17 protein-coding genes are annotated in these 13,979 nt (G+C 64.8%); 9 read left to right on the top strand and 8 right to left on the bottom strand.

All coding sequences use genetic code 11. The annotated features are described in order from the left end of the window. Positions 1–4: 4 nt before the first annotated feature. From Q8M85_RS20095 to Q8M85_RS20070, 6 genes are read left to right on the top strand one after another with little or no spacing between them, the layout of a single operon-like run. A complete protein-coding gene (locus Q8M85_RS20095) occupies positions 5–373 on the top strand; it encodes an HPr kinase/phosphorylase (protein ID WP_305548191.1) in 369 nt (122 codons plus the stop codon). A 16-nt stretch (positions 374–389) separates the two neighbouring features. Next, entirely contained in the window at positions 390–1,304 is a 915-nt protein-coding gene (gene rapZ / locus Q8M85_RS20090) for an RNase adapter RapZ (protein WP_305547945.1), read from the top strand. Then, positions 1,301–1,696, top strand: coding sequence for a PTS sugar transporter subunit IIA (locus Q8M85_RS20085; RefSeq protein ID WP_305547943.1), 396 nt, complete (start codon positions 1,301–1,303; stop codon positions 1,694–1,696). The genes rapZ and Q8M85_RS20085 overlap by 4 nt, the downstream gene beginning before the upstream one ends. Positions 1,697–1,705: 9 nt before the next feature. Further along, entirely contained in the window at positions 1,706–1,975 is a 270-nt protein-coding gene (locus Q8M85_RS20080; RefSeq protein WP_305547940.1) for an HPr family phosphocarrier protein, read from the top strand. A gap of 48 nt (positions 1,976–2,023) precedes the next feature. Continuing rightward, complete coding sequence (locus Q8M85_RS20075; RefSeq protein ID WP_305547939.1) at positions 2,024–2,902, top strand: lysophospholipid acyltransferase family protein; 879 nt, start codon at positions 2,024–2,026, stop codon at positions 2,900–2,902. A 45-nt stretch (positions 2,903–2,947) separates the two neighbouring features. Then, positions 2,948–3,412 (top strand): hypothetical protein, encoded by a 465-nt coding sequence (locus Q8M85_RS20070; RefSeq protein ID WP_305547938.1) that lies wholly within the window; start codon positions 2,948–2,950, stop codon positions 3,410–3,412. Between the two features lie 5 nt (positions 3,413–3,417). On the opposite strand, the gene Q8M85_RS20065 is transcribed toward Q8M85_RS20070, so the two are convergent. Next, positions 3,418–4,293, bottom strand: coding sequence for a 3-hydroxybutyryl-CoA dehydrogenase (locus Q8M85_RS20065; RefSeq protein WP_305547936.1), 876 nt, complete (start codon positions 4,291–4,293; stop codon positions 3,418–3,420). Positions 4,294–4,458: 165 nt separating this feature from the next. Here Q8M85_RS20065 and Q8M85_RS20060 point away from each other — a divergent pair, with 165 nt between their 5' ends. Next, the gene (locus tag Q8M85_RS20060; protein ID WP_305547934.1) at positions 4,459–5,277 is read left to right on the top strand and encodes a DUF6473 family protein; all 819 of its coding nucleotides are present in this window, start codon (positions 4,459–4,461) and stop codon (positions 5,275–5,277) included. Positions 5,278–5,340: 63 nt separating this feature from the next. Here Q8M85_RS20060 and Q8M85_RS20055 read toward each other — a convergent pair whose 3' ends face one another. The 6 genes from Q8M85_RS20055 to Q8M85_RS20030 form a co-directional block, all read right to left on the bottom strand. Continuing rightward, positions 5,341–6,267: an electron transfer flavoprotein subunit alpha/FixB family protein gene (locus Q8M85_RS20055; protein WP_305547932.1), complete on the bottom strand. Its 927-nt coding sequence runs from the start codon at positions 6,265–6,267 to the stop codon at positions 5,341–5,343. A 1-nt stretch (position 6,268) separates the two neighbouring features. Continuing rightward, the gene (locus Q8M85_RS20050) at positions 6,269–7,030 is read right to left on the bottom strand and encodes an electron transfer flavoprotein subunit beta/FixA family protein (RefSeq protein ID WP_305547930.1); all 762 of its coding nucleotides are present in this window, start codon (positions 7,028–7,030) and stop codon (positions 6,269–6,271) included. Between the two features lie 234 nt (positions 7,031–7,264). Further along, complete coding sequence (locus tag Q8M85_RS20045) at positions 7,265–7,837, bottom strand: cob(I)yrinic acid a,c-diamide adenosyltransferase (protein WP_305547928.1); 573 nt, start codon at positions 7,835–7,837, stop codon at positions 7,265–7,267. A gap of 3 nt (positions 7,838–7,840) precedes the next feature. Then, complete coding sequence (locus Q8M85_RS20040) at positions 7,841–8,044, bottom strand: twin transmembrane helix small protein (protein WP_305547926.1); 204 nt, start codon at positions 8,042–8,044, stop codon at positions 7,841–7,843. 104 nt (positions 8,045–8,148) lie between these two features. Continuing rightward, the gene (locus tag Q8M85_RS20035) at positions 8,149–8,979 is read right to left on the bottom strand and encodes an SDR family NAD(P)-dependent oxidoreductase (RefSeq protein ID WP_305547924.1); all 831 of its coding nucleotides are present in this window, start codon (positions 8,977–8,979) and stop codon (positions 8,149–8,151) included. 25 nt (positions 8,980–9,004) lie between these two features. After that, the gene (locus Q8M85_RS20030) at positions 9,005–9,613 is read right to left on the bottom strand and encodes an SH3 domain-containing protein (RefSeq protein ID WP_305547922.1); all 609 of its coding nucleotides are present in this window, start codon (positions 9,611–9,613) and stop codon (positions 9,005–9,007) included. Positions 9,614–9,757: 144 nt separating this feature from the next. Here Q8M85_RS20030 and parC point away from each other — a divergent pair, with 144 nt between their 5' ends. Then, a complete protein-coding gene (parC, locus tag Q8M85_RS20025) occupies positions 9,758–12,073 on the top strand; it encodes a DNA topoisomerase IV subunit A (protein ID WP_305547920.1) in 2,316 nt (771 codons plus the stop codon). 136 nt (positions 12,074–12,209) lie between these two features. Here the strand turns inward: parC and Q8M85_RS20020 are convergent, their stop codons facing one another. After that, positions 12,210–13,568, bottom strand: coding sequence for a cytochrome P450 (locus tag Q8M85_RS20020; RefSeq protein WP_305547917.1), 1,359 nt, complete (start codon positions 13,566–13,568; stop codon positions 12,210–12,212). Positions 13,569–13,724: 156 nt separating this feature from the next. Between Q8M85_RS20020 and Q8M85_RS20015 the strand changes: the two genes are divergently transcribed. Then, a partial coding sequence (locus Q8M85_RS20015; RefSeq protein ID WP_305547914.1) for a GTP-binding protein occupies positions 13,725–13,979 on the top strand: 255 nt, incomplete at its 3' end.

Below are 13,979 nucleotides of genomic sequence, written 5' to 3'. Positions count from 1 at the left end.
GCTTCTGATCCTTGGTCCTTCGGGGGCCGGAAAGTCGGCTCTGGCGATCCGGCTGGTCGCGCTGGGGGCCAAGCTGGTGTCCGATGACCGCACCCGAGTTACCGCGCAAGACGGTGTGCTGCAGGCAAGCTGCCCGAACCCCGCGCTGCAAGGCCTGGTCGAGTCGCGGGGCCTTGGGATCCTGCGCGCGCCGTCGGTCGAGAGTGCGCCGTTGACCCTGGCCATCGACCTGGGACAGCCCGCGACCGAACGGCTGCCCGCCCCGCGCACGGTCACGATACTGGGAATTCCGCTTTCCCTTGTGCTGCACCCGCAGAATGACCATTTTCCCGACGCGCTGATGCTCTATCTTCGCCACGGACGGCAGGCATGACTGCGCCGGACAACAGATGACACCCGATACCGCGACCGATCACCGTCTTGTCTTCGTCACCGGCCCCTCGGGCGCCGGGCGGACGACCGCAATCCGCGTGCTGGAGGATCTGGGGTATGAGGGGATCGACAACATCCCCCTGTCGCTGGTCCCCCGTCTGGTCGAAGGCGCGCCGCTGGACCGGCCCATCGTGCTGGGCCTGGACGTCCGCAACCGCGACTTCAACGCGACGGCACTGATCGAGCTGATCGACAGCCTGACGCGCGATCCCCGGGTCGACCTGGAGGTCCTGTACCTGGATTGCGCGCCCGGTGTCCTGATCCAGCGCTATTCCGAAACGCGCCGCCGTCATCCGCTGGCCCCGAACGAGACCCCAGCGCAAGGCATCGAGCGCGAGATCGACCTGCTGGCCCCGATCCGGGTCCGGGCCGATCACCTGATCGACACGACGGACCTCACGCAGCACGACCTCAAGGCCGAACTGGCTGCGATCTTCGACATTACACCGTCGGGGCGGCTGTCGGTTTCGGTTCAGTCCTTCAGCTACAAGCGGGGAACGCCGCGCGGCGTTGACATGATCTTCGACTGCAGGTTCCTGGCGAATCCCCACTGGCAGCCCGCCCTGCGCCCGCTGGATGGCCGCGATCCGGCGGTCGAAGCCTTCGTCCGCGCCGACCCGCGCTTTGCGGAATTCTTCCAGAAGGTGAGCGATCTTCTGGTCTTTCTGCTTCCGGCCCATCTGGACGAGGGCAAGGCCCATCTCGCCATCGGCTTTGGCTGTACCGGAGGGCAACACAGGTCGGTCGCGATGGCCGAATTGGTCGGTAAGGCGCTTGCAGAGGCGGGCTGGCCGGTGTCAAAACGGCACCGGGAGCTGGAACGCAAGGCTGCGGTCCATGAGCCCCAGGCAATGAAGGTGGCAGGCGCTTGATCGGTATCGTGATCGTGGCACATGGCGGTCTCGCGCGGGAATATCTCCTTGCGGTCGAGCATGTCGTCGGTCGTCAGGACGGGGTCCGCGCCATCGCGATCGAGGACGACCACGACCGCAACGCCAAGCAGGCGGAAATCTGCGATGCCGCCGATGCCGTCGATACCGGGCATGGCGTGGTGCTGGTGACCGACATGTTCGGCGGATCGCCCTCGAACCTGTCGCTGCCCGCCTGTGCCACGTCTGGACGTCGCATCCTTTACGGTGCGAACCTGCCGATGCTGATCAAGCTTGCCAAGTCGCGCGATCTGGGTGTTTCTGAGGCCGTGGCGGCCGCACTGGACGCGGGGCGCAAGTATATCAACAGCCTCGACCTCGGCGGTGGGGCCTGAGGAACAGCAATGACCAGCCGCAGCTTTCGAATCGTCAACGAAAAGGGCTTGCATGCCCGCGCCAGCGCCAAGTTCGTCGAAGTGGTCGAGGCGCACGAGGCCCGTGCCACCGTGACGAAGGACGGGATGGAGGTTTCGGGAGATTCCATCATGGGCCTTCTGATGCTGGGCGCCTCACGCGGGACCACGATTGACGTCACGACCAGCGGGGATGATGCGGAGAAACTCGCCGATGCTCTGGAGGCCCTTGTTGCGGCCCGCTTCGGAGAGGATTATTGAGACGGATGCCCTGACTCGTTCCGGGCATCTGCCGGGGAACACCTTTTAGTGACAGACCACAGCCAGATCGCCACCGAGACGCCGACGTCTGCGGCCGGTCGGGCTGACCGCCAGTATGACATGCGGCGGCTGTCCTATGCAGGCACGTTCAAGAATCCGTGGAAGGCTGGCTCGATCCGGGTGATCGAATGGCTGACCGCAAAGGTCCAGCTTCTGCGCCTGATCCGCAGCTTTGAAAAATCCGGCGCCCCCCACGGCGCGCCGTTCTGGCCCAAGGCGATCCGCCACATGGGTATCCGCATCGACACTCCGGCCGAAGAGATCGCCCGCATCCCGGCGACCGGGCCGCTGGTCGTCGTCTCGAACCACCCCTCGGGCCTCGTGGACGGCATGGTCCTTGCCGAGTTGGTCAACCGTGTCCGGTCCGACTTCCGGATCCTGACCCGCTCGCTGCTGACCGGCATCCCCGAGGTCGCGGAGTTCATGATCCCCGTCCCCTTCCCGCACGAGGACAACGCGCGTGAGCTCGGCCTGCAGATGCGCGACGAGACGATGGCGCACCTGAAGGCCGGGGGTGTCATCATTCTCTTCCCCGCGGGGAAGGTCGCGATGAGCCCCGGCTGGTGGGGTGAGGCGGTCGAGGGTGAGTGGAACGTCTTCACCCACAAGATCGTCAAATCCTCGGGCGCGACGATCCTGCCGATCTACTTCCCCGGCCAGAACTCCCGCCTGTTCCAGATCGCCAACCAGGTGTCGGACACGGTCCGGCAGGGGTTGCTGCTGTATGAGATCAAGCGGTGTCTGTTCAAGCCGACCCGCCCGGTGATCGGGGAACCGATCCCGGCAGAGGAGTTGAAGAAGTGGGAGGGGAACCCGAGGGGGTTCCTGGCTTGGTTGCGGGAGCATACGCTGGGGTTGGGGAAGTAGGCGGTGCAAGCAGAAGACGTCTAGCTTGACGGCTTGGAGGGTTCAGTGGTTACGGCTCTTGCGTTTATTGGAAGTCTGATCATCGCAAGTTTGGGATTCATCATCGGCCGCTTTTATGCCGAATCTGAACGAATATTAGCTGAGAAGCGCCAGTACTACATGGAGTTTCTGAAGGCTCTGCCACCGCTTCAGGACACGTACAAGGGACTTGAGGATGAGGAGTTCATGGCGACTCTTCGTCCTGCGATGGAGCGCGTTCCAAGTCTTCTGTTCTACGCTGACCAGTCGGTCGCAGTAGCTTCGGGCGTGCTCTTTCAGAAATATGAAGAAGCGAACGCTGCCTTGACGCCTTCGAGCCCACCACTTGCGCCAGAGTTCTTGGCACTCGCAAAAGCACAAAATGACCTCGTTCTGGAGATGAGGCGCGATGCTTTTAGATGGTCAGTATTCAACTACAACGGAAAGTCCCGGGTTCCGAGCCTCGTTCCTGACAAGCTCAACTTAAAGTAGTTCTCTCACCTTGTCGGCACCGGCACCTCGCCCCGGTAATCGTAGAACCCCCGCTGAGTCTTCCGCCCTAGCCACCCGGCCTCGACATACTTGGTCAGCAACGGGCAGGGCCGGTATTTGGTATCCGCCAGCCCCTCGTGCAGCACGTTCATGATCGAGAGGCAGGTATCCAGCCCGATGAAATCCGCCAGTTCCAGCGGCCCCATCGGGTGATTGGCGCCCAGTTTCAGCGACTCGTCGATCGACTTCACCGAGCCGACGCCTTCGTACAGCGTATAGACCGCCTCGTTGATCATCGGCATCAGGATGCGGTTGACGATGAAGGCCGGGAAGTCCTCGGAGCTTGAGGCGGTCTTGCCCAGCTTGCGCACCACCTCGTGCAGGCTTTCCCAGGTCTCCTGATCGGTCGCGATGCCGCGGATCAGTTCGACCAGTTGCATGACCGGGACGGGGTTCATGAAGTGGAAGCCCATGAACTTTTCCGGCCGGTCGGTGCGGGAAGCAAGCCGGGTGATCGAAATCGACGAGGTGTTCGAGGTCAGGATCGTCGTCGGCTTCAGGTGCGGCAGCAGGTCCTCGAAGATCGCCTGCTTGACCGTCTCGCGTTCGGTCGCGGCCTCGATGATCAGGTCGCACTGTCCAAGGTCCGACAGCTTCAGCGTGGTCTTGATCCGCTCCATCGCCGCGCGCTTGTCGGCAGCCAGGACCTTCCCGCGCGACACCTGGCGTTCGATGTTCCGCTCGATGGTCGCCAGCGCTTTCGCCAGACCCTCTTCCGAGATGTCGGTCATCAGAACGTCATAGCCCGACAGGGCGAAGACATGGGCGATCCCGTTGCCCATCTGCCCGGCGCCCACGACGCCCACCAGCTTGATCTCCATCGCCTGCACCTCTCGTCTGACGCCTTCGCTTATGCCCCGTGGGTATCGCCCGCGCAAGGCGGGGGGAAATGCCTAGACCTTTAGCGATGCGCCCGATTTTAGCCATTCGGCAACCACCATCGGGCAGGCTTTGCGGCGGGTAGATTGCAATCGGGTGGTGGGATGATGTCGATTCCGGCGGAAGCGGGGGGGCTGGATTACTTTCCGTGCCATTATGGCGCGTCGAAAGCCGTGTTCCGGGGGCCGCAGCGGGACCTGTCGCGTCCCTATTTCGCGATGCTGGGCGGGTCGGCCACCTTTGGCAAATACGTGACACGGCCCTATGCGACCCTGGTCGAACAGGCGCTGGGATGCCCGGTCGCCAATCTTGGTGCCCTGAACGCGGGGCCCGACTTCTACTTGCAGGACTCCGCCGCGCTGGACATCGCAGCCCGCGCCCGGGTGGCTGTCGTGCAGGTGACCGGGGCCGAGGCGATGACGAACGCGTACTACAGCGTCCATCACCGCCGGAACGACAGGTTCCTGGCCGCAACGCCTGCGTTGCGCGACCTGTTCCCCCGGGTCGATTTCACCGACATCCACTTTACCCGCCACCTGATGCAGGTGCTGGAGCGGAGCGATGCGTCGGCCTACGACAGGCTGGTGGCAGGATTGAAGCAGACCTGGCTCGACCGGATGCGTCTTTTGCTGGCGCGGTTGCCGGACCGCCGACTGCTGTTGTGGCTTGCCGAGGGTCCGCCGCCTGACCGGGCCGAAACCCTGGACCCCGCGCCGCCATTCATCGACCAGCCGCTGCTTGACGCGCTCATGCCCCAGGTGTCGGGTCTGGTTGTCGCCACGCCCAGCCCCCGCGCACGGGCGCTGCAGCCCCTCGACATGACCTACCCCGAGACCGAGGCCGCCCAGGCCGCCTGCCTGCCCGGTGCGGCGGTGCATGTCGAAGTGGCGGACCGACTGGTTCCGGCGCTGCAGCGGCTGATGTGAAAAGGGCCACCCGAAGGCGGCCCCTGGCGCAGGCGTAGGGTGGGCGATACCGCCCACCTTGCCTTAGAGTTTTTCGATCAGTTCGGGAACCGCGGTGAACAGGTCTGCGACAAGGCCATAGTCGGCGACCTGGAAGATCGGCGCCTCTTCGTCCTTGTTGATCGCGACGATGACCTTCGAATCCTTCATCCCGGCAAGGTGCTGGATCGCGCCCGAGATGCCGACGGCCACATACAGATCCGGCGCCACGACCTTGCCGGTCTGGCCGACCTGCCAGTCGTTCGGCGCATAACCCGAATCGACCGCCGCGCGCGACGCGCCGACAGCGGCGTTCAGCTTGTCCGCCAGCTTCTCGATCAGCGCGAAGTCGGCCTGCGAGCCGACGCCGCGGCCACCCGAGACGACGATGCCCGCCGAAGTCAGTTCCGGCCGGTCCGACGACGCAACCCTGTCCTCGACCCAGGCCGACATCCCGCCATCGACCGAGGCCGAGACTTTCTCGACCGCAGCCGAACCGCCCTTGCCCGCCGCATCGAAGGTCGCGGTGCGGATGGTCATCACCTTCTTCGCATCCGAGGTCTTGACCGTCTGGATCGCGTTCCCGGCATAGATCGGCCGGTCGAAGGTCGCGGTGTCATGCACTGCCAGCACCTCGGAAATCACCATCACGTCGAGCAGAGCCGCCACGCGCGGCAGGACCGACTTGGACAAAGCACCCGAGGCGGCAACGATATGCTCGTAATCCCCGGCAAGCGACACCACGAGGGCGGCGGTGGGTTCGGACATGCCGTGGCAATAGGCGTGATCGTCGGCGAACAACACTTTGCTGACGCCGTCCAGCGTCGCCGCTTCGGCCGCGGCGGCGTCGCCACCCGTGCCCGCGACCAGCACCGTCACCGGGCCCAGCGATTTCACCGCCGTCAGGGTCTTGGCGACCTGGTCAGTCGCCAGTTTTCCGTCAACAACATCGGCAAGAAGAAGAACGGCCATCTTACAGCACCCCCGCTTCGTCTTTGAGTTTCGCAATGAGTTCGGCCACCGAGCCGACCTTGACGCCCGCCTTGCGGCCCGCCGGTTCCACGGTCTTCACGACGGACAGCCGGGGCGCGACGTCGACGCCGTAGTCGGCGGGCGTCTTCGCGGCCAGCGGCTTGGCCTTGGCCTTCATGATGTTTGGCAGCGAGGCATAGCGCGGCTCGTTCAGGCGCAGGTCGACGGTGATGATCGTCGGCATCTTGACGGTGATCGTCTGCAGACCGCCGTCGACTTCCCGCGTGACCTTTGCGCTGTCGCCCTCGATCGCGACTTCCGAGGCGAAGGTCGCTTGGCTCCAGCCCAGAAGGGCGGCCAGCATCTGCCCGGTCGCGTTCATGTCGTTGTCGATGGCCTGCTTGCCGCAGAGGACCAGGCCCGGAGCCTCTTCCTTGACCACGGCGGCCAGCAGTTTGGCCACGGCCAAGGGCTCGATGTCCACATGGACGTTGTCGGTCGCCTCGATCAGGATCGCCCGGTCCGCGCCCATCGCCAGCGCGTTGCGCAGCGTTTCCTGGGACTGCTTGACGCCGATGGAGACGACGACGACCTCGGTCGCGATGCCCTTTTCCTTCAGCCGGATCGCCTCTTCGACGGCAATCTCGTCGAAGGGGTTCATCGACATCTTGACGTTGGCCAGGTCGACCCCCGACCCATCCGCCTTTACCCGCACCTTCACGTTGTAGTCGATCACCCGCTTGACCGGGACCAGAACCTTCATGGCCGCACTCCTCATCCGACGCGCCGCAAGGGCGCACAAGCTCTCGCCCGCCTGTTACCGGATCAGGGAACGTCGCAACAGAGCAAATACGACAGGTTGGCGCGACGCGACGCCGCGTTTTGATCGTGGGGGGCGATCAGGTGAGGTGGGGGCAAACTCCTCGAGCACTTCGTGCACTCGTCGTTGAGGACCGCGAGGAGTTCACGACGGGCATGGTTGGGTAAGTCTGCCTGGTCAGCGCGTCAGGCCGGGGACCCAGAGCACGTCGTCCTTGCCATCGTTGTTGGCGATGCGGCCGGCGACGAAGAACCAGTCCGACAGGCGGTTCAAGTAGCGAACGGCGTCGGGATTCACGTCCTCCATCGTCGCGGTTTCCACCACCAGACGCTCGGCCCGGCGGCAGACAGTGCGGCAGAGGTGGAGCTGTGCGGCAAGCACCGAGCCACCGGGAAGGATGAAGCTGCGCAAGGGTGTCAGCTTCTCGTTCATCGCGTCGATCTCGCGTTCCAGCCGCGCGACCTGGCCCTCGATCATGCGCAGCGGCGTGTAGCTGAGCGTCGGGTCAAGGTGTCGATCAGGCGTGCAGAGATCGGCCCCGAGGTCGAACAGGTCGTTCGAGATGCGCTTCAGGGCGTCGGCCATTTCGCCGGTCGCGTGCAGCCGGGCGAGGCCGACGGTGGCGTTCGTCTCATCCACCGTGCCATAGGCGCTGACCCGCACCGAGTGCTTGGCCACCCGTGCGCCGTTGCCCAGAGCGGTTTCCCCGGCATCCCCGGTCTTGGTGTAGATTTTCGACAGGACGACCATGATTTACCCTTTCGACCGCAGCCATGCGAAGCCGGCGATGACCACCACGGCGACGAACTGCACCCCGAGCCGCCAGCGCATGATCTTGTTGGCGTTGCGCTTGTTGAACTCGCCGCCCTTGGCGAAGGTGCCGATTCCGAACAGAAGGATTGCCAGCACCAGAAGGCAGGCAATGGCTGCAAAGATGACAAGTGGGTCGGAAAACATGGCTGCACTCCCTTTGAGCCTCATCTAGGCGCGCCGATGCCAAAAGCGAAGCCAAATCTCTTGAGGAAGAAATTTGTCAAGAATTTTACTTAAAATTCTTGCCCTTAGCCCTTGGCGATCAGCCAGTCCAACGCCCGGGTCGGCAACACCCGACGCAAGGCCCCCATCAGATAGGTCGGCGTTGTCACATAATATCGCGCTTTCGGGCGCTTGGCCTCGACCGCATGAATCAGTTTGACGGTGACCGCCTCGGGACCAAGCTCGAAGACGTCCTTCTTGATCTTCTGGTCGTAGAGCCGCCCCCGCAAGGCGACATACTGATCACGCCGGGCCGAGTTTTCCCAGTCCACCCACCTTTCGAAATGCGGCACCGCATTGGCGCGGATCTTGGTGGCGATGGGGCCGGGTTCGATCAGGATGATGTCGATGCCCGTTCCCCGCATCTCGATCCGCAGGACATCGGTCAGCCCCTCCATCGCGAACTTGGTGGCGACGTAAGCTCCGCGCCATTTGGCACCGACCAGGCCAAGAACCGAAGAGCAGTTGACGATCCGCCCGTGCCCTTGCGCCCGCATTGCCGGGATCACCCGGCGCGTAAGGTCGTGGTAGCCGAAAAGGTTCGTCTCGAAGATTTCGCGCAGGGCGCCACGTGGCAGGTCCTCGACCGCGCCGGGGCAGGCGAAGGCGCCATTGTTGTACAGCGCATCAAGTGTGCCCCCGGTGCGGCCCAATGCTTCCGACACCGCCGCCTCGATGCTGGCCTCGTCGGCGTAATCCAGGTGGAAGCTTTCCAGTCCCTCGGTCCTTAGCCGGTCACAATCGGCTTCCTGCCGGCAGGTCGCGAAGACCCGCCAGCCGCGCGCCTTCAGGCCCCGCGCAGCGTCAAGCCCGATGCCAGAGGAGCAGCCGGTGATCAGGATCGAACGTTGGGTCATCAGTGGCTCCGGGGCGCGCGGCCCGTCACGGAGCCTCGGCGCTGAGGTAGCGCATCGCGACAAAGCCTTCCACCCCGTCGCCCTGGATCACGATGCGGGCCCAGTCGCTGTCGACCGCCTGCACCATCAAAGCCGCCTCGCCCGAGGCCAGCTTGCCCACCACTTCGGCCTGGGTCGACGGCTCGGCCCGCACGTTCACCGAGCTGGCGTTGACGTACCAGATCGTGCCCTCGCCCCCGGCGGCGACTTCGGGCTGGGGCGCTTCGGGGGCGGACGGTGAGGTTTCGTTGCCGACGGAGGACAGCGAGAACACGGGTTCTTCGATGGCCGTCACCAGCTTGCGTTCCGGTTCGACATAGGCGGCGGGTTCGACATCGGGGGCGGTTGCGGGTTCTAGGGCGGCCAAGACAGGTGCGGGCTCGTCGTCCAACGGGGCCACGGCGGCCAGTTCGGCCACCGGCTCAGCCGCAGCGCGCGACGCGATCGGCTGCGATTCGGCGCCACCGACCGTCTCTGGTAGCACCTTCTGGGCGGCTGCTGCAGCCAGTCCGGGGCGCATTTGCCCGCGGTCTTCCCCGGCAATCATAAGGGCGGCGAACATGCCGATACAAAGAAGCAAAGTGAGGCGCAGCATGAATGAATCCGTTTCTGTCGTTGGCTGCGGTCTTAGCACAGCCGGTTTGCGGGAGTGTAAGAAAAATGCACAACCGCCACGTTGGTTCCCTGTTCCACGGATTGCCATCTGGACCCGTGACCGGGTTTTCCCTACACAACATCCATGAGCGCAGACGACGACGAACCCAAGATCGAGGGGCCGCAGGGCCTGACCACCTCTGAACCGCTGTCCCGCGCGATCGGAGAGCGGTATCTGACCTATGCGCTGTCGACCATCATGCACCGGGCGCTGCCGGACGCGCGCGACGGGCTGAAGCCGGTCCATCGCCGAATCCTCTGGGCCATGCGGCGGCTGCGGCTGACGCCGACGGGGGGCTTCCTGAAATCGGCCAAGATCGCGGGCGACACGATGGGGGATTTCCACCCTCACGGCGATTCCGCGATCTATGACGCGATGGCGCGCTTGGCGCAGGACTTCAACATGCGCTACCCGCTGGTCGACGGGCAGGGCAACTTCGGCAACATCGACGGCGATAACCCTGCCGCCAGTCGGTATACCGAGGCGCGCGTGACCGCCGCCGCCGAGGCGCTGATGGAGGGCATCGACGAGACCGCCGTCGACTTCCGCCCGAACTATGACGGCCGCCTGGAAGAGCCGGTCGTCCTGCCCGCCGCCTTTCCGAACCTGCTGGCCAACGGCTCCTCGGGCATTGCCGTCGGCATGGCCACGAACATCCCGCCGCACAACCTGGATGAACTTATCGACGGCTGCCAGGCGCTGCTGGCCGATCCGGCCCTGACCGACGAGGCGCTGGTGGCCCTGGTCCCCGGTCCCGATTTTCCCACCGGCGGCGTGATCGTCGAACCTCGCGATGCGATCCTGGAGGCCTACAGGACCGGCCGCGGCGCGTTCCGCACCCGAGCGAAGTGGGAAGTCGAGGACCTGGGCCGCGGCACCTGGCAGATCGTCGTCACCGAAATCCCGTTCCAGGTCCAGAAATCGAAGCTGATCGAAAAGCTGGCCGAGCTTATCCAGATCAAGAAGGTTCCCCTGCTGGCCGATGTCCGGGACGAGTCTGCCGAGGATATCCGCCTGATTCTGGAACCGCGCGCCCGGAACGTCGACCCGGATGTGCTGATGGGCAGCCTGTTCAGGAACTCGGACCTCGAAGTCCGCTTCTCGCTGAACATGAACGTCCTGATCGACGGCAAGGTGCCGAAGGTCTGCTCCTTGAAGGAGGTGCTGCGCGCCTTCCTCGACCACCGCCGCGATGTGCTGCGGCGGCGGTCCCTGCACCGCATCGAAAAGATCGACGCAAGGCTTGAGGTGCTGGAAGGCCTGTTGATCGCCTACCTGAACCTCGACCGTGTGATTGACATTATCCGATATGACAACGACCCCAAGGCCGCCTTGATGGCCGAGGACTGGTCGAAATCGCACGTCCGGGCGATGTCGGAAAAGGACTATAAACCTCCGGCCCGGGGTGGCGAAGGCCAGCTGAACGAGGTCCAGGCCGAAGCTATCCTGAACATGCGCCTGCGGTCCTTGCGGCGTCTTGAGGAGATGGAGCTCAACGCAGAGCGCGACGCCCTGATGAAGGAACGCGCTGACCTGGCCGACCTTCTGGACAGCGAGCGCCGCCAGTGGAAGCGCATCGCCAAAGAGCTGGACGAAGTCCGCAAGCTTTACGGCAAAGGCACGGCTCTGGGTGCCCGCCGGACCCATTTCGCCGACGCGACCGAGGTCGAGGACATCCCCTACGAGGCGATGATCGACCGCGAGCCGATCACGGTCATCTGCTCGAAGATGGGCTGGATCCGGGCAATGAAGGGCCATGTGGACCTTGCGGTGGAACAGAAGTTCAAGGACGGCGACGGTCCCCGCTTTGCGTTTCATGCCGAGACGACGGACAAGATCCTGCTGGTGGCCGAGAACGGCCGGTTCTACACGCTTCTGGGCGCGAACCTTCCCGGCGGGCGCGGGATGGGTGAGCCGGTGCGCCTGATGGTGGACATGCCGAATGACACCGGAATCACCGACCTGCTGATCTATCGGTCGGGTCAGAAGTACCTTCTGGCGTCCTCTGCGGGTGACGGGTTCATCGTGCCGTCCGAAGAACTGCTGGCCCAGACCAAGGCGGGGAAGGCCGTTCTGACCACTCGCGACGGGGTCAAGACCGCCGTCTGCGTGGCCGTGGTCGGCGACACCATTGCTGTGGTGGGCGACAACAGGAAGATGTTGGTTTTCCCGCTGTCCGAACTGCCGGAGATGGCCAAGGGCAAGGGAGTCAGGCTGCAGAAGTACAAGGATGGTGGTCTCTCGGACGCGATCACCTTCACCAGGGCCGAGGGCCTGTCGTGGAAGGACCCGGCAGGGCGCACCCGGACCGAGACCCACCTTCTGGAATGGACCGGCGCGCGCGCCAGCGCCGGCAAGATGGCCCCGCGCGGCTTTCCGCGGGACAACCGATTTACCTGACGGGCCGCCCCGCCCTTCACCTGTTCGCAAATATCCCCGCCGGAGGCACTGCCGAGGCCCTGCGTGTTCTTCACACGCAGGGGCGAGACAAAGGACCGGCGCGGAACGCGCTCAATTCAACAAGCGCCCGAACCCGTCACGCCCGCTCTACCTTCAGCCAGACCCCGCCCTGGGGCCGCAGCGTCAGGATCATCACCGGCTTCGGCTCCTTGCCCGGAATGGGCATGAACCGGAAGCGCGCCAGCAGGGTTGCAAGCACGATAACCGCCTCCTGCAGGGCGAAAGACGCGCCGATGCAGATGCGCGGGCCGTCGCCGAAGGGCAGATACTGGAAACGCGGTATGGCCTTTTGATCGGCGAAACGGTCGGGGCGGAAGGCATCTGGATCCTCCCACAACAGCCGATGCCGGTGCAGTGCGTAGATCGGCAGGATCACGGTGTCGCCGGGACGGACTTCGCGTCCGCAGAGGGTATCGGAGGCCATCGCCGTCCGCGACAGGAAGGCCGCCGGAGGATACATGCGCAAGGCCTCGTCGACGATCCGGCGCACCAGAGGCAGGGCAGACAGGTCTGCCACCGTCGCCGCCCGGTCGCCCAGCACTGCCTGCGCCTCGGTCCGCGCGGCGGCCTGCACCGAGGGATCGAAGGCGCACAGATACAGCGCCCAGCTAAGGGTCAGCGCCGTGGTTTCGTGCCCCGCGACGATGAAGGTCAGAAGGTTGTCGCGCAACTCGGCCGTCGTCATCTGCCGCCCGCTTTCCGGGTCGGACCCGGCCATCAAGAGGTCCAGCAGGTCTGGCGGTGCCTTCGCGCCCTCGGCCTTCCGCGCCTCGATCGCCCGGTCGGCCAGTCGCTTTGTCTGACGCATTGCCGATCCGGTGAACAGGCGGTTGGGGCGGGGTACCCAAGGCGGGGCACCCAGCACGTCCAGCAGGGACACCTTCGCCGTTGCCCCGATGTACTGCTCGATGGCGTCATGCACCGACTCGCGGTCGAAGCCTGATCCGTCCGAGAAGGTGACGTCCGCGATCACTTCGAATGTCGCCGTCACCATCTCGTCGAAGAGGTCGGCTGCGCGGTCGACTGCGCGGTCCAGACGCGCGGCAGACCGCTCGGCTGCCGCTGTCATCACGGGACCCAATGCCGACACGTTGCGGTGCGAGAAGACCGGCGCGGCCGTCCGCCGCTGCCACATCCAGTGTGCGCCCTCGGCCACGAACAGGCTGTCGCCAATGGCGGGTTCCAGGATCAGCTTGGTGACCACGGACTTCGGATAGTCGTCGACACGGTCGCGCAGAACCTGCTTCAGACCGTCGGGGTCCATCAGCATGTGCCAGCGCTTGCCGGTCCGGCCCGACAGGATCGGCACCCGCGTCGCGACTTCGGGGATCAGTTCCAGCACGTTGCGCTGGGCCGCGCGGAAGCTTTGCCAGACGCCCATCGGCTCGGTGTGCAGGGCGACGCGGGCGGGGACGGGGGACGGGGTATCCAGCATGATCCCTGAAACATAGGGCGCGCGGGCCCCGGGGCAAAGCGTGCCCCCCGACCGGCGGCCAATCAGGCTTGAATTTCCCGCCCCGCCAAGCTAAGTCGCCGCCCGTGTAATCTCGGGCCCGGCTTCGGCCCGATCAGGACAAGGGCGGAATTCGCAATGGGCAAGGCAAAGTTTGAACGCAACAAGCCGCACGTCAACATTGGCACGATCGGCCACGTTGACCACGGCAAGACGACGCTGACGGCGGCGATCACCAAGTATTTCGGCGAATTCCGGGCCTATGACCAGATCGACGGCGCGCCGGAAGAGCGGGCTCGCGGGATCACGATCTCGACCGCGCACGTGGAGTATGAGACCGAGAACCGTCACTACGCGCACGTCGACTGCCCCGGCCACGCCGACTATGTGAAG

The sequence above is a fragment of the Tabrizicola sp. genome, assembly GCF_030694085.1.
Classification (GTDB): domain Bacteria; phylum Pseudomonadota; class Alphaproteobacteria; order Rhodobacterales; family Rhodobacteraceae; genus Tabrizicola.
This window is presented reverse-complemented; position numbering and strand designations above follow the sequence as displayed.